This window comes from Oceaniserpentilla sp. 4NH20-0058, from assembly GCF_040371755.1.
GTDB lineage: Bacteria > Pseudomonadota > Gammaproteobacteria > Pseudomonadales > Oceanobacteraceae > Bermanella.
In genome coordinates, this window is the sequence record NZ_BAABWE010000008.1 from 115696 (window position 1) to 141632 (window position 25937).

Sequence of the window (25937 nt, forward strand, 5' to 3'; positions counted from 1 at the left end):
ATAGCGATACTGACCAGCCCCGTTTGTCATGGTAAAACCGTTAGATTGGCTAATTTATTTGAGCCAACTCCTCCACGCGTGTAGAATAAGCGTCCTTTTGTCTGTTCAAAACTACTGAATCGGCGTCCAAATGCCATGTAAGGCATTGATTTATAAAGATTTTTTTGATGAGAGCGTCTATGAGAACAGGTCTGTACACACCAGGTGAATTCAAAGACAACTGTGGCTTTGGCCTAATTGCCCATATGGAAGGCAATGCTAGTCACGACCTATTGAGTACGGCCATTGAATCATTGACTTGTATGACCCACCGCGGTGGTATCGCGGCAGATGGCAAAACAGGTGATGGTTGTGGCCTATTAATTCAAAAGCCAGATGGCTTTTTGCGTCAAGTAGCTAAAGCTGACTTGGGCATTGAATTACCTCAGCAGTACGCTGTGGGCATGGTCTTTTTAGACCTTGATGAATCAATTGCTGCAAAACAACGCGAAGCGATGAACAACGCATTTATTGAGCAAGGCTTAGAAGTGAAAGGCTGGCGTGTGGTGCCAACCAACAATGATTGCCTTGGACCTATGGCTGTTGACTGCCTTCCACGCTTTGAACAAGTGTTTGTTAATGCCACCACAGAAGTAAGTCAGCAAGCGTTAGCGGTAAAATTATATTACGCTCGCCGTAAAGCGGAAATTGCATTATCAGCTTACCCTGATTTCTATATCTGCTCGTTATCTGAGACTACCTTGTCGTACAAGGGTTTGATGATGCCAGTAGATTTACCTAGCTTTTATTTGGATCTAGGTGATGAGCGTTTAGAAACTGCTATTTGTGTATTCCATCAGCGCTTCTCTACAAACACTGCGCCACGTTGGCCTTTGGCCCAACCTTTCCGTTTGTTGGCACATAATGGTGAGATCAACACGATTCGTGGTAACCGTAACTGGGCGGCTGCTCGTGGAAGTCAATTTGAATCACCGCTATTAAATAATCTTGAGAGCATTCAGCCAGTTGTAAATACAACTGGTTCAGACTCGTCTTCAATGGATAACATGTTGGAGCTATTACATACCGGTGGTATGGATATGTTCCGTGCTATTCGTATGATGATTCCACCTGCGTGGCAAAATGTTGAAACCATGGATGCCGATTTACGTGCATTTTATGAATACAATTCTATGCATATGGAACCTTGGGATGGCCCAGCAGGCTTAGTTATTACAGATGGTCGTTATGCTGTTTGTGGTCTTGACCGTAACGGTTTACGCCCGTCTCGTTGGGTGAAAACCAAAAACGGTTTCATCACGGTTGCATCTGAAATTGGTACTCATAGCTATAAGCCAGAAGATGTAGTATCTAAAGGCCGTGTGGGTCCGGGTGAAATTCTAGCGATTGATACACAAACAGGCCAAGTATTAGAAGCCAGCGATATTGATACACGCTTGAAGCAGTCTCAGCCGTATCGTACTTGGTTAAAAGAAAATGCTATTCGCATTGAATCTGAATTAGAACTGCAACGCTTTAAAGAAGGCAACTTAGACTCTGATCTATTAAAAGCCCATCAGAAATTACACCTTGTAAGTTTTGAAGAGCGCGAGCAGGTGTTGCGCGCATTGGCTGAACAAGGAGTCGAAGGGACAGGCTCAATGGGTGATGATGCACCTATGGCGGTACTGTCGCAAAAATCTCGACACATTGCCGATTACTTCCGTCAAATGTTTGCGCAGGTAACAAACCCGCCGATTGATCCATTACGTGAAGCCATTGTTATGTCTCTTGAAACCTGTATTGGTAAAGAGAAAAACGTATTTATTGAAGATGCCAGTCACGCCAATCGTATCATTTTAACCAGCCCTGTACTGTCGCCATTGAAATTTACTGGTTTGAAGAATACAGGTAATGCTGAATTTAACTACACTACATTATCTTTAGGTTTTGCCCCAGAAACAGGTTTGAAGGCGGCCATAAATAATCTAGTTGAACAGGCCCAAGCGGCGGCTCGTGAAGGCACAACCATTTTAATCTTATCTGACCGTGAAGTGGTAGAAGGCCAGTTAGTCATACCTTCTGCGATGGCTACCGGTGCGGTACACCATAATCTAATTGGTAGTGGGTTGCGCTGTAATACCAACCTTGTGATTGAAACCGGTGATGCCCGGGATGCGCACCATTTTGCCGTTTTAATTGGCTTTGGTGCCACAGCGGTTTATCCATGGTTAACCTATGAAGTATTGGCAGACATGCATCGTGCCGGTGAATTACTAGGTGACCCATTACAATCAAGCCAGAATTTCCGTAAAGGTATTCGTAAAGGTTTATTGAAAATCCTTTCTAAGATGGGTATCTCCACAATTGCGTCTTACCGTGGATCTCAATTATTTGAAGGTATTGGTTTATCGGATGAAGTGGTTGATCTTTGCTTTTGCGGTTTAACCAGTCGTATTCAAGGCGCTAAGTTTGACGATTTCCAAGATGATTTAATGCGCAATGCCGCGAACGCTTGGAAAGCCCGTAAAAACTTAGATCAAGGGGGGTTATTAAAGTACGTACACGGCGGTGAATATCATGCGTTTAACCCTGATGTAATCACCACGATTCAAGAAGCGGTGCAAACGGGTTCACAAGCGGCCTATGATCAATACGCTGAGCTTGTAAATAATCGCCCAGTGGCCACATTACGTGACTTGTTAAAAATCAATACGGATAACAGTATTTCGCTTGATGAAGTAGAGCCGATTGAAGCTATCTTCCCGCGTTTTGACTCAGCGGCCATGTCATTAGGTGCGTTGTCGCCAGAGGCTCACGAGGCACTAGCGCAAGCCATGAATGAGTTAGGCGGTAACTCTAACTCAGGTGAAGGTGGTGAAGACCCTAAGCGTTATGGCACGGTTAAAAACTCTAAGATCAAACAAATAGCATCAGGCCGTTTTGGTGTGACGCCTCATTATTTATCTAGCGCAGAGGTGCTGCAAATTAAAGTGGCTCAAGGTGCCAAGCCAGGTGAAGGCGGTCAGCTACCAGGTGGTAAAGTAAATAATCTAATTGCAACACTGCGTTATTCGGTACCGGGTGTGACACTGATTTCACCACCACCGCATCACGATATTTACTCCATCGAAGATTTGGCTCAGTTGATTTACGACCTTAAGCAGGTAAACCCAAGGGCGAAAGTATCGGTTAAGTTAGTATCTGAACCGGGCGTGGGAACGATTGCTGCCGGTGTGGCAAAAGCTTATGCGGACTTAATCACTATATCTGGTTATGACGGTGGTACAGCTGCATCACCGTTAACCTCAATCAAATATGCGGGCTCACCATTTGAATTAGGTTTATCTGAAGCGCACCAAACCCTGCGAGGCAATGATCTGCGTGGTAATGTGCGTCTACAAACTGACGGCGGTCTAAAATCAGGTTTAGATATTGTAAAAGCCGCTATGCTAGGTGCTGAAAGCTTTGGCTTTGGTACTACGCCAATGGTTGCAATGGGTTGTAAGTACTTGCGTATTTGTCACTTAAACAACTGCGCGACCGGTGTTGCCACACAAAATGAAGTGTTACGTGATCAGCACTTTATTGGCACCGTTGAAATGGTGAAAAATTTCTTCCGCTTTGTAGCACAGGAAGCTCGTCAATGGATGGCGGCGGTTGGCGTGCGCTCTCTTGAAGAATTGGTTGGTCGTACTGACCTGCTTGAAATGATTGAAGGCAAAACCAACAAACAAAAGAATCTGGATTTAACACCACTGTTTAGTAGTGATCACATTCCAGCGGATAAACCTCATACTGTACAAGTGGATCGTAATAATCCGTACGATGAAGGTCAATTGGCTGAGCAGATGGTGACTGATGCATTAGCCGCTATCGAAGCGAAAAAAGGCGGAGAGTTTAGCTATAAGATTGGTAACTGTGACCGTTCTATTGGTGCACGCCTTTCAGGTGAAATCGCCTTGCGTCACGGTAACCAAGGCATGGCAGGTCAGCCAATCAAGTTGCAATTAACCGGTACTGCAGGCCAATCATTTGGTGTATGGAATGCTGGTGGTCTAGAAATGCACCTAGAGGGAGATGCAAACGATTACGTTGGTAAAGGCATGACAGGCGGTAAGCTGGTCATCTACCCACCAAAAGTATCTGAATTTGCATCTCAAGAGGCCGCTATTGTGGGTAACACCTGTTTGTACGGTGCCACGGGCGGTAAGTTATTAGCGGCAGGTCGTGCGGGTGAGCGCTTTGCAGTACGTAACTCAGGTGCTAAAGCCGTGGTTGAAGGGGCCGGTGATCACTGTTGTGAATATATGACAGGTGGTCAAATTACCGTTCTTGGAAGCACTGGTTATAACTTTGGTGCAGGTATGACAGGCGGCTTCGCTTATGTGCTTGATCAAGACAATACCTTTGTTGATAAGTACAACCATGAGCTGGTTGATATTCACCGCATTAGCAATGAAGAAACAGAAGCTCACCGTAATTATTTACGTGGCATCATCACAAATTATGTTGAAGAAACCGGCAGTAGCTGGGGCCAAGAGATCTTGGATAACTTTGACAATTTCGTAGGCAAGTTCTGGTTAGTGAAGCCAAAGGCTGCAAGCTTAGAACAATTGCTGAATAACACCCGGACTCGCTCCGAGTAATTGACCAATAGCGAGAGAGTCGAATAGAGGTGACTATGGCAAAACGATTAAGTAATGATTTTCAATTTTTAGATGTAGGACGTAAAGACCCTTCTAAAAAAGATATACAAACTCGCAAGCACAACTTTGTAGAGATTTATCAGCCGTTTCAACAAGAGCAAGCTGGTGAGCAGGCTCATCGTTGTTTAGCGTGTGGTAACCCTTACTGCGAATGGAAGTGCCCAGTGCACAACTACATTCCAAACTGGTTACAACTGGCCAGTGAAGGCAATATCATGGAAGCGGTTGAATTAAGCCACCAGACCAACACCCTACCAGAAGTGTGTGGTCGTGTTTGTCCACAGGACCGTTTGTGTGAGGGAGCATGTACCCTAAACGACGGCTTTGGCGCTGTGACCATTGGTAATGTTGAGAAGTACATTACCGATACAGCACTGGCCATGGGCTGGCGTCCAGATATGTCTAAGGTGGTACAAACCGGTAAGAAGGTTGCAATTATCGGCGCAGGTCCTGCAGGCTTAGGGGCAGCCGATGTACTCGCCCGTAACGGTGTTAAGCCAGTGGTATTCGATAAATACCCAGAAATCGGTGGTTTATTAACCTTTGGTATTCCTGAATTTAAACTTGAAAAAAGCGTAATGGCCCGCCGTCGTGAAGTATTCGAAGGCATGGGTGTTGAATTCCGTTTAAATACAGAAGTGGGTAAGGATGTTCAATTCGCTGATTTAGAAGCCGAATACGATGCTGTTTTCCTAGGTATGGGTACATACAACTACATGAAGGGTGGTTTCCCTGGTGAAGAGTTACCAGGGGTGTATGACGCATTGGATTTCTTAATTGCCAATGTTAATCACAACCAAGGCTGGGAAAAGAACGCCGCTGACTTCATTGACGTGAAAGGTAAAAAAGTGGTGGTTCTTGGTGGTGGTGATACCGCTATGGACTGTAACCGCTCTTCAATTCGCCAAGGTGCAAGTGCAGTTACCTGTGCGTATCGTCGTGATGAGGCGAACATGCCGGGTTCTAAGCGTGAAGTTGTCAATGCAAAAGAAGAAGGCGTGAAATTCTTATTTAACCGTCAACCGGTTGCCATTGTGGGTGAAGATAAGGTTGAAGGGGTTAAAGTGGTTACCACTAAAATGGGTGCGCCTGATGAAAATGGCCGTTCTCGTCCTGAGGTCATTGAAGGTTCAGAAGAAGTATTACCAGCTGATGCGGTGTTGGTAGCGTTTGGTTTCCGTCCAAGCCCTGCCCCTTGGTTTGCTGATTTTGGTATTGAGCTAAATAGCTGGGACGGTGTTGTGGCACCTGAAGAGCAAGAGTTTAAGTTTCAAACCAGCAATAAAAAAGTATTTGCTGGTGGTGATATGGTTCGAGGCTCTGACTTGGTGGTAACAGCCATCTGGGAAGGTCGTCAAGCTGCAGAAGGTATCTTAGATTTCCTTGATGTCTAATATTTAACCAGCTCTGTTACAAAAAAAGCACGACTTTCTATGCGATAGTCGTGCTTTTTTGTATTTGTGTCATTGTTACTTGCATGCGTTGTATAGATAATACCAGACACTTAAATGTTTATTTTGAAACCGCGAGAAGCGAGCAAACAAAAACAACAGGGATCACCATGAAAAATACAATAATAATGTGGGCCATGCTGGTTCTACTCTCATTTTTAACCGCTTGTGGGGGCTCTGACTCCAGTAGTAATAACTTTACCAAAAGCGACCCTGGCACAGAAGAAGATACTACGGACGACGATGACAGCGGAGACGATGGTAGCGGTGATGATACACCCGATGAGTTAACTGAAGATGAGGTTGCCGTAGCACTTGGCGTGTTAGTGGGTACAGCGTTTACCCAAGGTACAGCTGAAACAGGGCTTAGTGACAATGAATCACTATCGGCCAGTGGTAGTACCACAATAACTGTTGATATCGTCGATCCAGAGAACGGCAATGCTCAGTTTTTTGGATTAAGGGAAGTATCGTTTGTTTCTACTTGTGTTGAGCAAGGTTTAGCAACAATTGCACCTGAGTCCATAAAAGCCTCTGGTAGTGCAACTGTGACCTACACCGATAAAGGCTGTGGTAAAGAGTTTGGTGTCACTGATACAGTGGCTATTTTTGTAGAGGGCGAAGCGGATACCAATGACCAAGCTACAGCTCGTACCACTATTACTATTCAAGCAGCGGAAATTGGCGCAATTCAATTTGTGTCAGCAACACCAAGCCTAATTGCGTTAAGTGGCTATGGTACAGGTGATGTGCCTTCATTGAGCACGGTTGCCTTCCAAGTGTTAGATCGCTCTGGAAATCCAATGCCTGATCGTACGGTACGCTTTGAACTGGATCATTTGTATGGTGGCGCTTCCCTTTCACTTGAAGAAGCGATCACCAGTGCTGATGGCACTGTAAATGTTATCTTAAATGCAGGGGCAGCAGCTGGTAATGTTAGAGTGAAGGCATTGATCGATATCACTAATACTGCAGGTACGGTGTTAGATACCATCACGACTATGTCTATCCCCATTACTATGGCAACCAGTTTGGGCGATCAAAACAGTTTTAGTTTATCTGCCACTCCGTTTAATCCAAGTGCTTGGTCAGTAGATGGTGCTACGGTGGATTTATCAGTTCGAGTGGGTGACCACAACCAAAACCCTGTGATTGATGGTACACGAGTTTATTTTAGAGCCAGTGGTGGTTTAATAACGCCTAGTTGTGAAACGGCAGATGGTGTTTGTAATGTGCAATGGCAAAGCAGTAACCCTCGTCCTGTGGATGGTTATCTGACCATTGTTGGATTTACTCGCGGGCAAAGTGATTTCCAAGATGCAAATAGCAATGGTTTGTTTGACCTTGGTGAGGTGTTCACCACTTATGGCGAAAGCTACATTGATGCTAATGGTAGTGGAACCTTCGAAACCGCAGGGGATTATCAGCCAAATGTTGATCTTGACGGAGACGGTGCTGCGGAGTTTGGCTGGAATCCTGATCATTACCGTGTATTTGTGGATTCAAATGGCACTCCTGCAGAAGGCGGGGGTGATGTTAACTTCTTAGAGGAGTTTATAGACAGCAATAACAGCGGCGAATTAGACGAAGCCCCATCTTCTTTATATCAAGGTGTTAACTGCAGTGATGCAGCCTTTGCTGGTGGCCACTGTGCTGAACAAATTGACTTAGTGGGAAGTGTGCGTATTCAGATGTCACAGGGCAATAGCGCCTTTATTGAAGGGCCATTCGGCTGGGATTCGACGCTTGGGCGTTACGATACTGATAACGTATTGACGTGTGTCGATGGTAGTTTTGATGCAGGCGGGCAAGATGTAGCGTGGCGTGTAGCAGATTCTAGCTCTCGCCGTAATCATTTACCTTCAGGCTCTACTATTGTGTTGGCACTTGATGAGACCAAAATCAATAGTTCTTCTGGTACGGGAGATGTTGGAAGTATTCACCCAGCAAGCACTTGGCCATTACGTAATGGCACGGCGAATTTAACGGATGAGCAAGTATATGATTACTTGAATTCTCGAGGCCATCTGATTACCGCGAATATTATTCGCGCGGATGAAATTGAAAATACAACAGGTCTTGGAACTGTTGGCATTTCAGTTACAACGGTTGATTCTGGCACCATAATAGGTGGAATATTAGATGTAGACCTTATTGGATATAGTCCATACTTGTTTAAAAATAGCTTCTCGGAAACAAGTGTAAATGTTCGAGGTGGTACTGAAACTTACACGGTGAAAATCAAAAATCGTTGTAATCTAGGTTTACCAGAAAATGCCACAGTGCAGATTAGACTGACAAACGGCACACTGGGTACTGTCACCCCTTCCGGTGGTGCTGGAGCCGTATTATCAAGTGACGCCTCGTCGGCCACGGTTTCTGTGAATGATTCAAGCCAAACCACGATTGTTGATCTGACAATTAGCCCAGATGGCGTACAAGATGTCATAAACGGTGGCTTAGAGATCAATTATTTTGTACCGGCGGGTAGTGATTTTACAACTTATCTTTTAGGTAACTTTACCGTAACCGATTAACATAAATTGTTTTTAATTTTTACGCCCTTCGGGGCGTTTTGTTTTTGTTGGAAAGTATGACTGAATTAAAAAATGATCGTTTTCTTCGCGCTTTATTGAAGCAACCTGTGGATCGCACGCCTATTTGGATGATGCGCCAAGCGGGCCGTTATTTGCCTGAATATCGCGCAAGCCGTGCGACTGCGGGTTCGTTCATGGATCTTTGCATGAACCATGAGTTTGCCTGTGAGGTAACATTACAGCCATTAGATCGCTACCCAGGTTTAGATGCGGCGATCTTGTTCAGTGACATTCTAACCATTCCTGATGCAATGAATTTGGGTCTGTACTTTGAAACAGGTGAAGGCCCAAAATTTAAAAAAGTAGTACGCACAGAAGAAGATGTAGCCGCACTACCAATTGTGAATACAGCCAGTGACTTATCTTATGTGACAAAAGCGGTATCCACTATTCGTCATGAGCTTAACGGGAGAGTACCTTTAATTGGTTTTTCTGGGTCACCGTGGACACTCGCCACTTACATGGTTGAAGGGGGCAGCAGTAAAGATTTCCGTCATGTAAAGGCTATGATGTATAGCCAGCCAGAAGTCATGCATGAACTGCTTAACAAGTTAGCCTTGTCAGTGATTGATTATTTGAACGCCCAAATTCAAGCAGGTGCACAAGCGGTGCAGATTTTCGATACTTGGGGTGGTGTGTTAAGTCACGGGGCTTATCAAGAGTTTTCGCTTAAATATATGCAGCAAATTGTGGACGGGTTGATTCGTGAGCATGAAGGTCGCAAAGTGCCTGTTATCTTGTTCACCAAGGGCGCTGGACAGTGGCTTGAAATGATGGCTGATACTGGTTGCGATGCGTTAGGTCTCGATTGGACAACGGATATTGGTAATGCTCGTCGTCGTGTGGGTGATCAAGTGACGTTGCAGGGGAATATGGACCCAAGTGTGTTGTACGCAAAACCTGAGCGTATTCGTGAGGAAGTGGCCTCTATTTTAGCGGCTTATGGTGAAGGGTCTGGACACATATTCAACTTAGGTCATGGTATTCATCAGTTTGTGGATCCAGAGCATGCTAAGGCATTTATTGAAGCTGTGGTTGAGTTGAGCCCGCCATACCATAAGTAGTGTGTAAACGGTTTCAAATAGCGGCTTTAGGGGTAACCTTAAAGCCGTTTTTTCTTTTTGCCTTCAGCCCTACATATCTTTGAACTTAGGGCTCTTTGCGTCATAATTATTGTCAATGATATGTATTTATTTTTAGGGATAGCTAATGCTCGAATCTTTACGTCGATTTATGAAAATGGACGCAGCCAGTGGCTTATTGCTCATGGTCGCAGCCGCGTTAGCGGTTATTGTCGCTAACTCCCCTTTTAGCTGGCTTTATGAACAGCTTCTCACCACAAAATTAACCGTTGCAGTGGAAGAGTTCGTTATTGCAAAACCGTTGTTGCTATGGATAAACGATGGATTAATGGCCATATTCTTTTTGTTAGTGGGTCTTGAACTTAAACGAGAAGTATTAATTGGTGATCTTGATACTCCGCAAAAAATTGCCTTACCGGCATTGGCGGCGATCGGAGGCATGGTTGGTCCCGCGGTCATTTATACGTACCTGAACTGGGGCGATGAACTGGCTATTCAAGGTTGGGCTATACCTATGGCCACCGACATTGCCTTCGCACTAGGTATTGTCATGTTACTGGGCAGTCAGGTGCCAGCGGCACTTAAAATATTTTTAGTGAGTTTAGCAATATTTGATGACCTTGGGGCCATCATTGTGATTGCACTTTTTTATACCGACAACTTATCTGCATTAGCGCTATATGTGACAGCGGGCTGTATCGCTGTATTGTTTATGATGAATCGTTCTGGTGTGGTCAGTAAGGCCGCGTATCTTTTTATTGGTGGCATCATGTGGGTCGCCTTGTTGAAATCCGGTGTTCACGCCACCTTAGCCGGTGTGGTACTGGCCTTGTTTATTCCAATGAAAGGGATTGATTGGGATGGTCAAACTACCCGCCCGTTGTATGAATTAGAACATGATTTACATTCACCAGTGAGCTTTTTGATTCTACCCATTTTTGCGTTTGCCAACGCTGGCCTTTCTTTAAGTGGTTTAAGCTTTTCAGATCTAACCCATGGTATTCCACTGGGTATTGTATTGGGCTTGTTCCTTGGTAAGCAGTTGGGTGTCATGAGCATGGTGTGGCTGGGCATTAAATTAAAACTGGGGTCTTTCCCGCAAGGGGTAAGTTGGTCTCAAGTTTACGGCATTGCTATTTTAAGTGGTGTGGGTTTTACCATGAGTTTATTTATTGGTGGTTTAGCATTTGATCAAACAGGTCAGGATAACTTTAATCAAGACCGATTAGGTATTATTGTGGGCTCAGTGCTGTCTGCAGTTTGGGCTGTTATTTGGATTAAATACTTTTCAAAAAATAAGCAATCTGTTTAACTTTTTGTCGTTAAAAATGATAGTACATTCGCCGTTTCAAAGCTTTTGAAGCGGCGTTTTAGTTTATAAATATTTGTTTTTAACGTTACTGTTTTGGCCTTGTGTATTCATGGGTACAATAAAATAAAAATTAAGGAGCCAGCATGGCCAAACGTAAAGTAGCCTATGTCTGCAGTGACTGCGGGGCTGATCACAGTAAGTGGCAAGGTCAATGTAGTGCTTGTAATCAATGGAACACCTTACAAGAATTTACCGTGTCGGCTTCTAAGTCTGCCTCTGTACGTGAAGGTTATGCAGGGGGCGGAAGTGGTTTAAATAAAATTGTTAAATTAGATGAAGTATCTCTGGATGCATTGCCGCGATTTAGCTCTGGTATGGCAGAATTTGATCGGGTGCTAGGTGGTGGTTTAGTGCCCGGTTCAGTGAACTTAATTGGTGGTCATCCGGGTGCAGGTAAATCCACTTTGCTGCTGCAGACCATGTGTTATTTAGCGCAGCACATGTCAGTCTTATACATAACCGGTGAAGAGTCATTACAGCAGGTGGCCATGCGTGCCCAGCGATTAAATTTGCCCACTGATAAATTACAAATGCTGACTGAAACCGATGTGGAGCAAATTGTCTCCATTGCCAAAAACCACACGCCCAAAGTCATGGTGATTGATTCCATACAAGTGATGCATACACCGGGGGTGGAATCGGCACCGGGAAGTGTGACACAGGTACGCGAGAGTGCTGCCCTACTGACCCGTTTTGCTAAACAAAGTGATACGGTTTTATTTTTAGTGGGCCATGTTACCAAAGATGGGTCACTAGCTGGGCCTAAGGTGCTTGAGCACATGATTGATTGTTCCATCATGTTAGAAGGGGATAGTGATAACCGTTTTCGCACCCTTAGAGGCATTAAAAACCGTTTTGGAGCGGTAAACGAATTAGGTGTATTTGCCATGATGGAAACGGGCCTTAAAGAAGTGAAAAACCCCAGTTCTATTTTCCTAAGTCGTTCCGAAAAGCCCGTTAGCGGGTCTATTGTTATGGTGGTGTGGGAAGGTACTCGGCCCATCTTAGTAGAGATTCAAGCGTTAGTGGATGAAAGCCATTTTGGGCACCCTAAACGGGTAGCTGTAGGGTTGGATCAAAACCGCTTAAGCATGTTGTTAGCGGTAATGCATCGCCACGGAGGAATTCATTGCGGTGACCAAGATGTATATATCAATGTGGTAGGGGGAGTGCGCGTCAGCGAAACCTCGGCTGATTTAGCGTTATTGCTTTCAGTGTTATCGAGCTTTCGAGATAACCCATTACCCCAAGACATGGTGGTGTTTGGAGAGGTGGGTCTGTCCGGTGAAATTCGCCCTGTACCCAGCGGCCAAGAAAGGTTAAAAGAGGCCGCTAAGCATGGATTTAAAAGGGCCATCGCGCCCAAAGCGAATATCCCCAAAGGCGGAATAGAAGGCATGCAAGTGATGGCGGTAGAGCATATTTCCCAAGCGCTGGAGATTATTTAGCGTATTGGTTAAAAGAGGCCGCGCTCTCAAGTCACCGGCTTTATAAGAGCCATTGCGCCCAAAGCGAATATCCCCAAAGGCGGAATAGAAGGCATGCAAGTGATGGCGGTAGAGCATATTTCCCAAGCGCTGGAGATTATTTAGCGTATTGGTTAAAAGAGGCCGCGCTCTCAAGTCACTGGCTTTATAAGAGTCATTGCACCCAAAGCGAATATCCCCAAAGGCGGAATAGAAGGCATGCAAGTGATAGCGGTAGAGCATATTTCCCAAGCGCTGGAGATTATTTAGCGTATTGGTTAAAAGAGGCCGCGCTCTCAAGTCACCGGCTTTATAAGAGCCATTGCGCCCAAAGCGAATATCCCCAAAGGCGGAATAGAAGGCATGCAAGTGATAGCGGTAGAGCATATTTCCCAAGCGTTGGAAATTATTTAGCGTATTGATTTAAAAGAGGCCGCACTCTCAAGCCACTGGCTTTATAAGAGTCATTGCGCCCAAAGCGAATATCCCCAAAGGCGGAATAGAAGGCATGCAAGTGATAGCCGTAGAGCATATTTCCCAAGCGCTGGAGATTATTTAATCTTCTCCATGCTCCGAAATCAACGCCGTCAGCTCACGCTCTAAAAACTCATCAGAGCCCACATTCAGTTCAATTAAACGCTTAAGCAAGGTAATGCTATCAAGGTCAATGTGGATGCATTTGCAGCCCACAAACTTTGGGGTAATGTGAACAAGGCGAGCTTCCATTTTTATATGGGTACGGTCAGCTAAGTGAATACTGATCACCAAGGGGTTACCCGGATGAATATTCCATACTTCAGGTTGTTTAAACAAAACACCATTTAAACTCACATCAATGAGTTCTACTGGCCATTTGTGGTTACCTTGACTGACAGAGGTATCCGCATCAAAAGCAACACGGGTAAAGTTTCTGTGTTCGGACATAGGGGCTCCTCAACGAGGAGCCTGCTCCCCGTTAGCTTAAGCGTTTATATTTAATGCGTTTTGGCTGGTCGGCCTCAGCACCAAAGCGACGCTTTCTATCTTCCATATAGTCTTGGTAATTACCTTCCATAAAGTACAGTTGGCTTTCACCTTCATATGCAAGAATGTGGGTGGCAATACGGTCTAAAAACCACCTATCATGTGAAATAACAATAGCACAGCCTGGGAAGCTCAGCAGAGCTTCTTCTAGGGCGCGAAGGGTTTCTACGTCTAAGTCGTTGGATGGTTCATCCAATAACAGCATATTAGCCCCTTGTTTTAGTACGCACGCTAATTGTAAGCGACCACGCTCACCACCGGATAGCTCCCCCACTCGTTTTTGTTGGTCGTTACCTTTAAAGTTAAAACGACCACAATAGGCACGAGAACTGGTTTCGTAGTTGCCAATTTGCAGCATATCATGGCCGCCACTGATGCATTCCCATACGGTTTGCTCGTCTTGAAGCTGATCGCGTAATTGTTCGACAAACGCTGTTTTTACGGTGGAGCCGATTTTAATGTCGCCGCTGTCTGGTTGCTCAACCCCTGCTACCATCCTAAATAAGGTGGATTTACCGGCACCGTTGGCACCGATTACACCGACAATGGCCCCTGCTGGAATCTTAGCGCTAAAATTGTCAATTAATAATTGATCACCAAAGCTTTTGCTCACTCCTTCGAAATCCACGACTAAATCCCCAAGACGTTCACCCGGTGGAATAAAGATCTCGTTGGTTTCATTTCGTTTTTGGGTTTCTTGGCTGTTTAGTTCATCAAAGCGGGCTAAACGGGCTTTGCTTTTAGCCTGACGAGCTTTAGGGTTAGAGCGCACCCATTCTAGTTCGTGTTTGATGGTACGGTCTAAAGCAGATTGTGATTTTTTCTCTTGCTCTAAGCGGGCTTCTTTTTGTTCTAACCAACTGGTGTAGTTGCCTTCAAATGGAATACCGTGACCACGGTCCAACTCTAGAATCCACTCTGCACAGTTATCTAGGAAGTAACGGTCATGGGTAATCGCCACAACTGTCCCCGGATAATCTTCCAAGAAACGCTCTAACCAAGCAACAGATTGTGCATCCAAGTGGTTGGTAGGTTCGTCTAAAAGCAGCATATCGGGTTTACTTAATAGTAAGCGACACAGGGCAACACGACGGCGTTCACCACCGGAAAGTTTGGTAACATCTGCTTCCCAAGAGGGTAAGCGTAATGCTTCGGCGGCACGTTCCATGATGTTATCAATGTTATGACCATCATTGGCTTCAATAATGGCTTCTAACCGGCCTTGTTTTTTAGCCAGTTTATCAAAATCAGCCTCAGGGTCAGCATAATCCGCGTATACTTGATCCAGCTCGGCCATTGCATCAAATAATTCACGAAGGCCGTCTTGCACGTTACCGCGTACATCTTTATTTGGGTCTAATTCAGGCTCTTGCGGTAGGTAACCAATTTGAATATCCGGCTGTGGGCGTGCTTCACCGTTAAATTCGGTATCGACCCCAGCCATAATGCGCAGTAAAGTAGATTTACCCGCGCCATTTAAGCCTAAAACGCCGATTTTTGCGCCAGGAAAGAATGATAAAGAGATATCTTTCAGAATTTCGCGTTTAGGGGGGACAACTTTCCCCACTCGGTTCATGGTATATACGTATTGAGCCATAGGGTGTCATTAGCCTTTGTTATTAGGTCTGATGCTAGAAATAGCCGCAAATTAATTCATTCAGCGGCTAAACGCAAACTAGGTATGGAAAACATGTTAGTTGATCGATTGATAAAAATAAAAAAAGATTCCGTCATCTTATTGTTGGTCGCCTTTTTTTTGTTCTTAGTAGCTATTCAGTTTGTATCGTTTTACATCCAATTTGAAACGGGATTGGAAAATCGTCAATTTTTAATGAAAAACACGCTATCGAGCTTAGCGATGCAAACTTCGAACAGTGTTTATGCACAAAAAAACAGTATACCACCCATCATCACCAAGTATGAGGATCAAATAAAACAGCTTACAGTGGCACCAAAAGCGTCAGTGAGCTTGGATCTGATGACAAAAGAATTATCAGAGACACTGCTAGGTTACAGTGGCTACATGTTGCTTAATGAACAACTAGAAGTTATTGATAAACACACAACGCAGCAGTTTACACATCAAGAAACGCCGTTAATGTCATTTTTGAATAACCAAAACAAAGACTTTAAAGGTAATATTGATTTATTCGCTAATGCCAAAAATGGCAACGGCGGTGTCCATTTTATATATGACTTACAGCATTATCTGCACATACCCTTCAAGTTAGTGGTTAGCCGTCAGATCAGTATTTATAACTCAATTATTCGAACAGATAATTTTGGTAGTTTTCGATTAGTTATGGTTGACGTGCGCAATGGCAATATCATTTTATCGGCTGAAGATTTTGTAGGACTTGAGCGTCCAACTGCGCTTAAAGATTATCAGTATAAAATTTTGAGTAATGAATCCGTAACCGGAACCCCATGGGAAGTGGTGGCAGTAGAGCGGCCAGATTTTCTGCGTACAGAAATCATTAATTTAGTACTGCCTAAAGTTTTTTTTGTGGCTTTATATTTCTTGCTGGCGTTTTTAGCACTTAGAGTGATACGTCGAATACAAAGTGAAACCGGCATTAAAGTAGCGCGTTCTCAGCGTAAATCACAAAGAGCGGAACAAGCGCTAGATTGTATTGATGAAGTGGTGGTTACTACGTTACAAAATGGTTGCATTGTCTTTTGTAATCATTCGGCTGAGCCGTGGCTTAATGGTACCACGTTAGATAATGCGATTGGAAAACCCATTGAACAAGTATTTCCATATCAGGGTTTGCCATGGTGTTTAGATGACTCTGATCCGCTGATTAATCCCGTGGATCAACAAGGTGAAATGCTGGTGGATATACAAGGCAGGCTTGTCACATTAGAGGTCACCCGACATTTCTCCAAGGCTGATGATAAAGATTCACTCATTATATGGGTGATGAGAGATGTCAGTCGACAAGCTGCAGACCGCGATTTACTTAATATTAGTCGTTCACGTTACCGTGCGTTATACAACGGCAGTGGTATTGGTATGTGGCATGTGGATATATCGTTAGTAAGGCGTTGGTTGGAACATTTAAAAGGCCAAACTGTTCGAGAATATGTACAGGACAACCCAGATTCCTTTGCCTACTTAAGAGCCTCGTTCCATTTGATCGACATTAATGATGCGGCACTGTCCATATATAGCGGCTCAAATAAACGTGAAATATTAGGTAAAATAAGCGAACTATTTAAGTTATATAATAAAGATTTAATGCTCGATATAGCTCAAAAAATTAATGAAAACAAATCGAGATTTAGTACCGAGATTATTTTTAAATCGTTAGATGGCAAAGATCATCATTATTTATTAAACGGCACCTTGGATACGGTGGGTAAAGATCAAGCGCTATTTTGTTTTATTAATATTAACGATCGCATAATTGCTGAAAATGCGCTGAAAGAAAGCGAGCATTTTTGGTCAAGTGTTATCGAAACCCTGCCGGATATTGTTTATGTTAATGATATTGAGACAAAACAAAGTGTTTACAATAATCGTCATATCGGTGAGCTACTGGGATATTCTCAAGAACAGATTGAGAATATTAAAGATTGGCGTAGTTTATTGCATCACGAAGATTTATTAAGTATTGATCCATTAATTTCAAAATTAAAAGAACATAAGCCCGGCAAAGTATACGAAACCAACGCCAGACTTCGCCATAGTGATGGTAGTTGGCGAGTCGTACGTTTTAGGAATACCATTTTCACATCCAGTGGAGAAAAAAGCTTTGGTTATTACGTTGGCCTAGCAAGGGATATAACCCAAGAGGAACAAGCCAAAACTCAACTCTTACAAAGTGAGCGCCGATATCGACTATTAACAGAAGGGATGTCTGATATTGTATTCACGCTAGATTTAGATTTGCAGTTAACCTATATCAGTACTTCGGTTACGCGAGTTTTGGGCTTTAATTCATTTTCCGTTTTAACACACGGTTTAGAATTTGTACTATTGCAAAAAAGCCATCAGTTTATGAATTCCGTTCTAAGGATCGATTTAAACCAAGCACTAACAGGACGACGTGACCCAAGAGCAGTTAGAACGTTTGATGTAAATGCTAAGAGTAATACCGATGACCCCATGATATTGGAAATTCAGAGTAGTATTTTACGCAATGAATCCAACGAAATTGAAGGCATACTCGCAACTGGCCGTGATGTTACGCAAAAACGTCAAATTGAAAGAGAAGCCCGTACCGCCGCAGAAGTATTTGAAAACACCTCTGAATCTATCATTGTTACCGAAGCAAACGGAAAAATTTCTCGGGTAAATAAAGCCTTTTTAAGCATTAGTGGTTTTCAAGAGATTGAAGCGCTAAATAAAAAGCCCACAAGCTTTTTAGCACCTTCGTCTATTAACAAAGAAGTGGTTTTAAATGTGCAGTCGTCTTTAAAAAAATTCGGTTACTGGCAAGGTGAATTGCACTACATAAATAGTCGCCGAGAAGTACGCCCAAGCTGGACTGGTATCACCGCATTAAAAACAGAAGATGGCAAAGTACAAAGCCATATTATTATTTCATCAGATATAGCTGAGAAAAAAATCACAGAGGCGCGCATCGAACGACTTGCGTATTTCGATGGCTTAACTGGTTTGCCAAACCGCTCACAAATGCATGAAACCCTTGAAAAATTAATGCTTAACAAAAAACAAGTGATCGCATTATTGTTTATTGATCTTGATCGCTTCAAACCCATTAATGACAGCATGGGGCATCCGGTAGGCGATCAAGTGTTAAAGCAAGTGGCAAATCGCTTAAGTAGCGCTATTCGACCTAAAGATTTAGTGGCACGCATTGGTGGTGATGAATTTACTGTCATCATGTCGGGTATGAGAGATGGTGATGATGCATTACTCGAATCCCTTGAAGTATCTGAGCGCATATTAAAACAATTGGTTCTGCCATTTAAAATTGAAGATCGTCAATTGTATTTAAGTTGTAGTATTGGCGTAGCAATATTTCCAGAGCATGCTGAAACAGGCATGGACTTGCTTAAAAATGCCGATACCGCCATGTATCACGCCAAGGCTATGGGAAAAAACAACGTTCAGTTTTATGCAGAAAACATGAATATACACGCCATGGAACGCTTAGAATTAGAAAACAATTTACATCTGGCTCTTAGACGTAATGAGTTCGAGTTATTTTATCAAGCCCAGTGGGACACCATCGAAAATAAAATTTGCGGTATCGAATCGTTAATACGCTGGAGACGGCCTGAATATGGCATCGTAGGCCCAGACACCTTTATGGATGTAATTGAAGAAACAGGGCTCATTGTACCTATTGGCGAATGGGTTTTGCGCACCGCGTGTGAGCAAATTATTGACTGGCAAGATGCAGGGTTTTTAGTACCAAAATTATCGGTCAACTTAAGTGCTCGACAATTTAAAGATGCCCATATGCTTGATCGCATTTGTCGAATTGTAGATGAAACAGGGGTTGACCCAGAACTTATTGAATTAGAATTGACGGAAAGTATTTTAATGGATGACGTTGACCGAACTCTTGCGGTGCTTAATGAAGCTCGTTCAATGGGCTTTCAAGTATCAATCGACGATTTTGGTACTGGTTACTCATCATTAAGCTATTTAAAACAGTTCCCTGTGAATAACCTAAAAATTGATAAGAGCTTTATTCGTAATCTGCCGGATAACCTAGAAGATGCACAAATCACTCGTACTATCGTTGCTATGGCCAATAACCTAGGGCTAGGTGTGATTGCGGAGGGGGTTGAAGTAGAAGCTCAGCAGCATTTTTTACAACAAGTGGGTTGTCATAAAGTACAAGGCTATATGTACAGTTACCCGGTGGCGGCAGATATTTTGGCCCATGATTTCTTAGATACCGAGCAAGAAGCCTTATTAGATTAACTCTGCCTGTGTACTGAATATGAGTAAATCTCTTGCCTGCTTGATGCCGTTTCAAGTGCCTGTTCTGGGCACTTGATGTACAATGCGCGCAAATTCCTCTTAGATTGGTCAAAATGGGCTAGTCTGAGACTCACCAGCTTTATCATTTAACCGAATTACGGGGACGATTATGTTCAAAAAAGATATGAACATTGCGGATTTTGATCCAGCACTATGGGAAGCCATGCAAGCGGAAGATGTGCGTCAAGAGCATCACATTGAGCTAATTGCATCTGAAAACTACACCAGTCCTCGCGTGATGGAAGCCCAAGGCAGCCAATTGACTAACAAATACGCTGAAGGTTATCCAGGTAAGCGTTACTACGGCGGTTGTGAACACGTAGATGTGGTTGAGCAATTGGCCATTGATCGCGCTAAAGAGCTATTTGGCGCACCATATGCCAACGTACAGCCTCATTCTGGCTCACAAGCCAATGCAGCGGTCTACATGGCCCTATGTAAGCCGGGTGATACTATTCTAGGCATGAGTCTAGCCCACGGTGGTCACTTAACTCACGGTGCTGCTGTATCGTTCTCTGGTCGTATCTACAATGCGGTTCAATACGGTCTAAACGCTGAAACAGGTGAAATTGATTACGACGAAGTTGAGCGTCTAGCCCTTGAGCACAAGCCAAAAATGGTGATTGCAGGTTTCTCCGCCTATAGCCGTGTGGTTGATTGGCAGCGTTTCCGCGACATCGCCGACAAAGTAGATGCTTACCTTTTTGTTGATATGGCCCACATTGCAGGCCTAGTGGCCGCTGGCGTATACCCATCACCAGTTGGTATTGCTGACGTGGTGACCACCACTACTCACAAAACCCTACGTGGCCCACGTGGTGGTTTGATCCTAGCCAAAGAAGATGAAGAGCTAAACAAAAAGCTTAACTTTGCGGTATTCCCTGAATCCCAAGGTGGCCCATTAATGCACGTAATCGCGGCAAAAGCGGTGTGCTTTAAAGAAGCCATGTCAGACGAATACAAAGCCTACCAAGCCCAAGTGGTTAAAAATGCTCAAGCCATGGCTGAAGTATTCATCTCTCGCGGCATCAACGTGGTATCTGGCGGCACTGACGACCACTTATTCTTAGTGGATTTAATCGGCAAGGAATACACAGGTAAAGACGCAGACGCAGCCCTAGGCGAAGCCTACATCACAGTAAACAAAAACGCGGTGCCAAATGACCCACGTTCTCCGTTTGTAACCTCAGGACTTCGTATCGGTACTCCAGCGATTACGTCTCGTGGTTTTAAAGAAGAGCAAGCACGTGAATTAACAGGCTGGATCTGTGATGTGCTAGATAGCCTAGAGAATGGCAATAAAGATGATGTGACGGCGACGGTACGCGAAAAAGTTAAGGCGCTTTGCGCGACCTTACCGGTTTACTCGTAACAAGCTATCTGCATGCCCAAAGCACTCGCTTCGCTCGCGGGGCAGGCTCTCGCTATAACGGCGTTAAAAAAGAAATTTGGCTCAGTCATTTAAGACTACTAAACTCCTAAACCAAATTTCTTTTTTGCCTTGTTCTAGCTTCTTCGATAACGCTTGTAGGTTTATCGAAGGTACAAAAAAAAACCGCGATTTAGAAAAAAATCGCGGTTTTTATTGTTAGGATGAATTCGCGAAGGAACACCCATTAGAATTATAGAAATTCCATTCTAAAATTGAAACCGATCATTAAATCATCTTGAACTTCAAAAAGCTGATTAGCACCGTTATTCATGTGAACTCCGAATGTTAATTTAGAAAGATTGATGCTTTTCTTTTCTGGATTATCCTGCTTAGCTTTTGGAAGGCTGTTTATTCCAACTTCGAAAGAGTAACCATAACGTTTGTTCCGTAAATTAGTTTCTTCATCGAAAGTGTTTAATACAATACTATATAGAGGTCGCGTTACATAAAGGCTCCAGCCTTGTGAATTGTCGTTATAAGTTTCACGTCTTTTTAGGCCGAAGTTGCAAGTAGGTTGAATATTCCATAAAAAAGGACTGCAGTTTCCATCAATATAAAAATCAGCGACATATTCTGTTTTATATTTCTTGGCGTTATTTGAGATATTATGTATTTTACTACGTTGTAAGCTTAAACCTATATCAAAGAAAGTATTATCATATGATGAAGTTTCTACATAAATATCCTCATCTTTAACTGTGCTAGCCATGAGTTGGAAACCGAAAGCTGAAGCTGCAATAAAGGTATCTATCGTATCGTCCTGTTCCCCGAAAATGAATTGATCTTGAGAGTTTAATAAGGGTATCGTTGTAATTAAAATTCCAGCTGTAATCCCTACGTTGGGTAATTCATTGTAGCGAACACCGGACATAATACGTGTATATTGTGAGTGATTTAAATTGCTGTTTTTACTTGTTTGTAACTCGCGGATATCCATTGATCCAATATCTATAAAAGCGTATTTTCCGTAATAATCGCCTTTAAAACTTGCAATTTTGGCATCAAGTAACCCTGTGTTTTCTTGCACTTCAAAAGTATTGCTGGTTTCATAATAGCTAATCGACAGCCCTGATTGTTTAAAGTTAGGATTGTTAGGATTTATTACAGTAGACTGGTGTCTAAGTAACCGAAATTTATTGCCTAAATTCCAAATATTGTTGAACTCTTCGGGAGTAATTGTATTTGAGAGTGAATAGGGTGTAATTAATACACTCATTAGTACAATTGTGAATCTTGAAGTCATATTTTTTATCATAAGTATTTATAAATATATTTATAACGCTATAAGTTGTTTTATATCCACCAAATAATCCGTTACGCCAATATCAATTCCTTGTTGCGATAACAAAGTGGATACCTGACCACGGTGGTGGGTTTGGTGATTAAATAAATGGGAAAGCACTTCACCAAAGTTCTTGTCATGGCTTTCGTCTTTCATGTTTTGGTAGGTGAAGGTGCTATCTAAATCGGTTTCAGTTAATTCTTCATTGATCCAATTCGTAATAATCACATCCAACGATAACCGTGCAGTTTTATATTCGTCAAAATCTGGATAAATAATTTGACCTAACCCGCTAATCTCAGGGAAATCGGATAATGTATTTAAGTGTTTGAATTTAGATTCTTGTCTAGGGTAGGCGGCAAAACGTCTCAGCCAAATTAAATCGCCCACCAATATGTGATTTAACGTACCGAGGATGGACTTAAAAAACGCGCCGCGATCTTCCATGAGTTGCTCGTGGGATAACTGAGAAGCAGCCGAAATCACTTGCTGATTCATGCGAGCGTTGTATTTGGCAAGGGTGCGGAAATGTTGCAGGCAGTTCATCTCGTTCCTTGAGAGCATAAAGTGTTCAAACTATAAGCTGTCCATTGGCTCAAATCAATGGCCTTTTTTGTCGCATTTATGTTTGAACGTTATTTCACAAAAAGGCTATAGAGGTGATGTGGATGACTACCCCGTCCATTTCAGCCATGGTAAGCTGTTATTTATCACTATCAGAAGGATAAGAACAATGGATAGCACATTAATTACTTGGGGTGTCATTATTGCTGCGGTGTTGTATGTGGTGATGATGTACAACCGTTTGGTCACGTTGCGTAACCGTCATAAAAACGCGTTTTCTCAAATTGATATTCAGCTACAGCGCCGTTATGACTTGATCCCTAATTTGGTAGAAACCGCTAAAGGTTATGCCAAGCATGAGCGCGAAACCTTAGAGGCGGTGATTACAGCTCGTAACGAAGCCAGTGCAATTTTGAAAGGCTTGCAAGCCACCAGTGGGAATGGACAATTAGATGTGAGCGCCTTAAATGGGGCGGAAGAAATGCTTGGTGGCATGATGAGTAAGTTGTTTGCACTAAGTGAATCCTATCCTGAATTAAAAGCCGATGCTCACTTCCAGCAATTAATGGAAGAGCTAAGCTCTACCGAAAACCGTATCGGGTTTGCCCGCCAAGCGTTTAATGATTCAGTGATGGATTACAATAATTACCGTGAGTCCTTCCCGAGTAATATGATCGCGAATGCTTTCACCTTTAAAGAGGCAAACTTATTAAAATTCAAAGACAAGGCCATTCAAAAGCCTGTTAGCGTAAACTTTAGCTAACTTGTCATATTTGGTGTTGTAATATGGATTTTTTTGAACATCAAGCTCAAGCAAAAGCAGCCAGTCAACGGCTGCTTTTGTTGTTTCTGCTTATCTGTTTTGTATTTGTCATTTTAGTGAATGGCTTATTATTTATTGTCTATGAATCTAATCACGCCGGACACTTTTACATGTCGGGCAAGATCACATTAGAAAATTTTGTTAATTGGCAATTAAGCTGGGCAGGATTTGTGACGAGCTTAGTTTCGGTTTTTATTATTAGCATTGGCTGCATTAGTCGCTGGTTTGAATTACGCAAGGGTGGTAATGGTTTAGCCATTAAAATAGGTGCCCGCTCTCTTGGGTTTGCATCTAAAGATGAAAAAGAGCAAAAGCTTATAAACGTTGTAGAAGAAATGGCCATTGCATCGGGCATCATGACGCCGAGTATTTATGTATTAGATAACGAATCCGCGATTAATGCATTTGTGGCAGGTTACACCATTGAAGACACCGCACTTGTTGTGACTCGTGGCTTAATAAATAGCATGAATCGGGAAGAGTTACAGGCGGTAGTTGGCCATGAGTTTAGTCATATTTTGCATGGTGACAATCAAGTTAACATTCGTTTGTTAGTGCTTATTGCAGGTTTTGTATGGGTATCAGAAATTGGTCGATTTATGATGACAGATCGGCATCGGCGCCATAAAGGGTATCCTACTAATAATCGTTTATTCTCTACAGAAAGACATGAGCCCATACCTAAGTTTGATTCGTTATCAGGCATAAGTCGTAAGCACCGTGAAACCATTGTGCCAGTTGTATTGATTGCCATCCCTATTTTTATTTTAGGTTATGTGGGTTCGTTATTTGGCAGTTTGATTCGAACCGCTATTAGCCGAAAACGTGAATATTTAGCCGATGCTTCTTCTGTACAATTTACCCGTAACCCGCAAGCACTGGCCAGTGCGTTAAATGTTATTTTCGAGAACTCACATCAAGGGCAATTGAGAAATTCAAGGGCTGATGAAATTAGCCATATGTGTATTAGTGGGACAAAAAAATATACATGGTTTGCCACTCACCCGCCGTTAGAAAAGCGCATTAACGCTATTGATGATACATTTTTAAAACGCATCAAGGTGCGAAAACGCAAAGAAGAACGCGAGGTCATTAAAAAACAAAGCGAGCCACAATTTTCACAAGTTATTCAAGGGGTGAGTGGTTTCCAGCAGGTTGCCACTGAAAACTTAAGTGAAGTGGTAGGGGAGTTTAACCCAGAAAATCTGGCTTATGCCATGTCCCTGCATAATGAAATGCCCCCTGAGTTTCGCAATGCCCTGTATGACCCTCATAAAACTCAAATCACATTATTGTTTTTATTGTTAGAGAATGATGCGGCCATAAAAAAAGCGCAATTGGCGTTTATTTTGAAGTATTTCCCTCAATCAAAAGACTTGTTAACGAATTTATTACTGATCAGTCAGGGCACACCTAAACGCTTGGCGTTACCACTGGTAGAACTTATGTTGCCAGTATTAAAAACTTTAGCCGATGACGAGAAGAAAAAGCTGCTGGCTGTGGTGCTAAAGTTAGCAAAATGGGATGGCAAGCTCACGCTATTTGAAATCAGCTTATATACATTGTTGAAGCAAAGTTTTGAAGGGGATTCATTTAAGCGCTCAGCACATTCTATTAAAAAAATGCAGCTAGTGGCCCATGAACTGAATATCGTAGTGTGTAGTTTAATTCATCACTCTGGCGGCGACGAAAGCGAGAAACAAGCCTTACAAGGCAGAATGCTGGATGTGTTAGGGCTTAAGCCTGCTGCGTGGTTAGAAAAAGATCAAATCAAAGCGAAAGACTTATACACAACACTTAAAAAGTTAAAGTCACTTGCGCCTATGCTTAAGCGTTCTTTAATGGATGTATGTGGTGATATCGTTTTGCACGATGGCATTGTTCATCATGGGGAATACGAAACATTAAGGCTTATGAGTTTGGTGATGGCGTGTCCTATGCCTTTATTACCAAAAGCCGTATAAAACGCCTGTGGTCGAAAACGCTGCGTTAAAAAAGCACTTCTAATGCAGATTTACTATTAATACACAGCGCGTATGAGTATTTCTTGTGTTGCGTTTTAAATGCGGTTTTTCATGACACTTGGTCAAAAAAAATTTCCCAATACCTCTTTGGTTATATGGAATCACTTGACTGTATTATCCAGAATGCTACAAATTGAAACATAAACATCGTTTCAGATTTATTGCTAA

14 protein-coding genes are annotated in these 25937 nt (G+C 43.0%); 10 read left to right on the top strand and 4 right to left on the bottom strand.

All coding sequences use genetic code 11. The features are described 5' to 3' along the window. Nucleotides 1-179: 179 nt before the first annotated feature. The 6 genes from gltB (at nt 180) to radA (ending at nt 12638) form a co-directional block, all read left to right on the top strand. Complete coding sequence (gltB, locus tag ABWV45_RS11605) at nt 180-4628, top strand: glutamate synthase large subunit (protein WP_353351807.1); 4449 nt, start codon at nt 180-182, stop codon at nt 4626-4628. A gap of 35 nt (nt 4629-4663) precedes the next feature. After that, nucleotides 4664-6082: a glutamate synthase small subunit GltD family protein gene (locus tag ABWV45_RS11610; RefSeq protein ID WP_353351809.1), complete on the top strand. Its 1419-nt coding sequence runs from the start codon at nt 4664-4666 to the stop codon at nt 6080-6082. A gap of 167 nt (nt 6083-6249) precedes the next feature. Then, nucleotides 6250-8676: a hypothetical protein gene (locus ABWV45_RS11615; RefSeq protein ID WP_353351811.1), complete on the top strand. Its 2427-nt coding sequence runs from the start codon at nt 6250-6252 to the stop codon at nt 8674-8676. A gap of 56 nt (nt 8677-8732) precedes the next feature. Further along, the gene (hemE, locus tag ABWV45_RS11620) at nt 8733-9800 is read left to right on the top strand and encodes a uroporphyrinogen decarboxylase (RefSeq protein ID WP_353351813.1); all 1068 of its coding nucleotides are present in this window, start codon (nt 8733-8735) and stop codon (nt 9798-9800) included. Nucleotides 9801-9945: 145 nt separating this feature from the next. Beyond that, nucleotides 9946-11130, top strand: a complete 1185-nt coding sequence (nhaA, locus tag ABWV45_RS11625; protein ID WP_353351815.1) for a Na+/H+ antiporter NhaA — start codon at nt 9946-9948, stop codon at nt 11128-11130. A 143-nt stretch (nt 11131-11273) separates the two neighbouring features. Beyond that, complete coding sequence (radA, locus tag ABWV45_RS11630; protein ID WP_353351817.1) at nt 11274-12638, top strand: DNA repair protein RadA; 1365 nt, start codon at nt 11274-11276, stop codon at nt 12636-12638. 573 nt (nt 12639-13211) lie between these two features. On the opposite strand, the gene ABWV45_RS11635 is transcribed toward radA, so the two are convergent. Next, the gene (locus ABWV45_RS11635) at nt 13212-13580 is read right to left on the bottom strand and encodes a PilZ domain-containing protein (protein ID WP_353351819.1); all 369 of its coding nucleotides are present in this window, start codon (nt 13578-13580) and stop codon (nt 13212-13214) included. A gap of 31 nt (nt 13581-13611) precedes the next feature. Next, nucleotides 13612-15276 (bottom strand): energy-dependent translational throttle protein EttA, encoded by a 1665-nt coding sequence (gene ettA, locus ABWV45_RS11640; protein WP_353351820.1) that lies wholly within the window; start codon nt 15274-15276, stop codon nt 13612-13614. A gap of 93 nt (nt 15277-15369) precedes the next feature. Between ettA and ABWV45_RS11645 the strand changes: the two genes are divergently transcribed. Further along, complete coding sequence (locus tag ABWV45_RS11645) at nt 15370-19584, top strand: EAL domain-containing protein (RefSeq protein WP_353351822.1); 4215 nt, start codon at nt 15370-15372, stop codon at nt 19582-19584. 169 nt (nt 19585-19753) lie between these two features. Beyond that, nucleotides 19754-21016, top strand: coding sequence for a serine hydroxymethyltransferase (glyA, locus tag ABWV45_RS11650; protein ID WP_353351824.1), 1263 nt, complete (start codon nt 19754-19756; stop codon nt 21014-21016). A 250-nt stretch (nt 21017-21266) separates the two neighbouring features. Here glyA and ABWV45_RS11655 read toward each other — a convergent pair whose 3' ends face one another. Together ABWV45_RS11655 and ABWV45_RS11660 are read right to left on the bottom strand one after the other, a co-directional pair. Further along, nucleotides 21267-22292, bottom strand: a complete 1026-nt coding sequence (locus tag ABWV45_RS11655; protein WP_353351826.1) for a hypothetical protein — start codon at nt 22290-22292, stop codon at nt 21267-21269. Between the two features lie 57 nt (nt 22293-22349). Further along, complete coding sequence (locus ABWV45_RS11660) at nt 22350-22904, bottom strand: DinB family protein (protein ID WP_353351827.1); 555 nt, start codon at nt 22902-22904, stop codon at nt 22350-22352. A 187-nt stretch (nt 22905-23091) separates the two neighbouring features. On the opposite strand from ABWV45_RS11660, the gene ABWV45_RS11665 reads away from it, so the two are divergent. Together ABWV45_RS11665 and ABWV45_RS11670 are read left to right on the top strand one after the other, a co-directional pair. Further along, entirely contained in the window at nt 23092-23685 is a 594-nt protein-coding gene (locus ABWV45_RS11665; RefSeq protein ID WP_353351829.1) for a LemA family protein, read from the top strand. Nucleotides 23686-23708: 23 nt separating this feature from the next. Beyond that, the gene (locus tag ABWV45_RS11670; RefSeq protein WP_353351831.1) at nt 23709-25709 is read left to right on the top strand and encodes a M48 family metalloprotease; all 2001 of its coding nucleotides are present in this window, start codon (nt 23709-23711) and stop codon (nt 25707-25709) included. Nucleotides 25710-25937 lie beyond the last annotated feature (228 nt).

Excerpts from the sequence above, each read along its gene's own strand:
- gltB (WP_353351807.1), top strand. The coding sequence starts at position 180 with ATGAGAACAGGTCTGTACACACCAGGTGAATTCAAAGACAACTGTGGC.
- ABWV45_RS11610 (WP_353351809.1), top strand. The coding sequence starts at position 4,664 with ATGGCAAAACGATTAAGTAATGATTTTCAATTTTTAGATGTAGGACGT.
- ABWV45_RS11615 (WP_353351811.1), top strand. The coding sequence starts at position 6,250 with ATGAAAAATACAATAATAATGTGGGCCATGCTGGTTCTACTCTCATTT.
- hemE (WP_353351813.1), top strand. The coding sequence starts at position 8,733 with ATGACTGAATTAAAAAATGATCGTTTTCTTCGCGCTTTATTGAAGCAA.
- nhaA (WP_353351815.1), top strand. The coding sequence starts at position 9,946 with ATGCTCGAATCTTTACGTCGATTTATGAAAATGGACGCAGCCAGTGGC.
- radA (WP_353351817.1), top strand. The coding sequence starts at position 11,274 with ATGGCCAAACGTAAAGTAGCCTATGTCTGCAGTGACTGCGGGGCTGAT.
- ABWV45_RS11635 (WP_353351819.1), bottom strand. The coding sequence starts at position 13,580 with ATGTCCGAACACAGAAACTTTACCCGTGTTGCTTTTGATGCGGATACC.
- ettA (WP_353351820.1), bottom strand. The coding sequence starts at position 15,276 with ATGGCTCAATACGTATATACCATGAACCGAGTGGGGAAAGTTGTCCCC.
- ABWV45_RS11645 (WP_353351822.1), top strand. The coding sequence starts at position 15,370 with ATGTTAGTTGATCGATTGATAAAAATAAAAAAAGATTCCGTCATCTTA.
- glyA (WP_353351824.1), top strand. The coding sequence starts at position 19,754 with ATGTTCAAAAAAGATATGAACATTGCGGATTTTGATCCAGCACTATGG.
- ABWV45_RS11655 (WP_353351826.1), bottom strand. The coding sequence starts at position 22,292 with ATGAGTGTATTAATTACACCCTATTCACTCTCAAATACAATTACTCCC.
- ABWV45_RS11660 (WP_353351827.1), bottom strand. The coding sequence starts at position 22,904 with ATGAACTGCCTGCAACATTTCCGCACCCTTGCCAAATACAACGCTCGC.
- ABWV45_RS11665 (WP_353351829.1), top strand. The coding sequence starts at position 23,092 with ATGGATAGCACATTAATTACTTGGGGTGTCATTATTGCTGCGGTGTTG.
- ABWV45_RS11670 (WP_353351831.1), top strand. The coding sequence starts at position 23,709 with ATGGATTTTTTTGAACATCAAGCTCAAGCAAAAGCAGCCAGTCAACGG.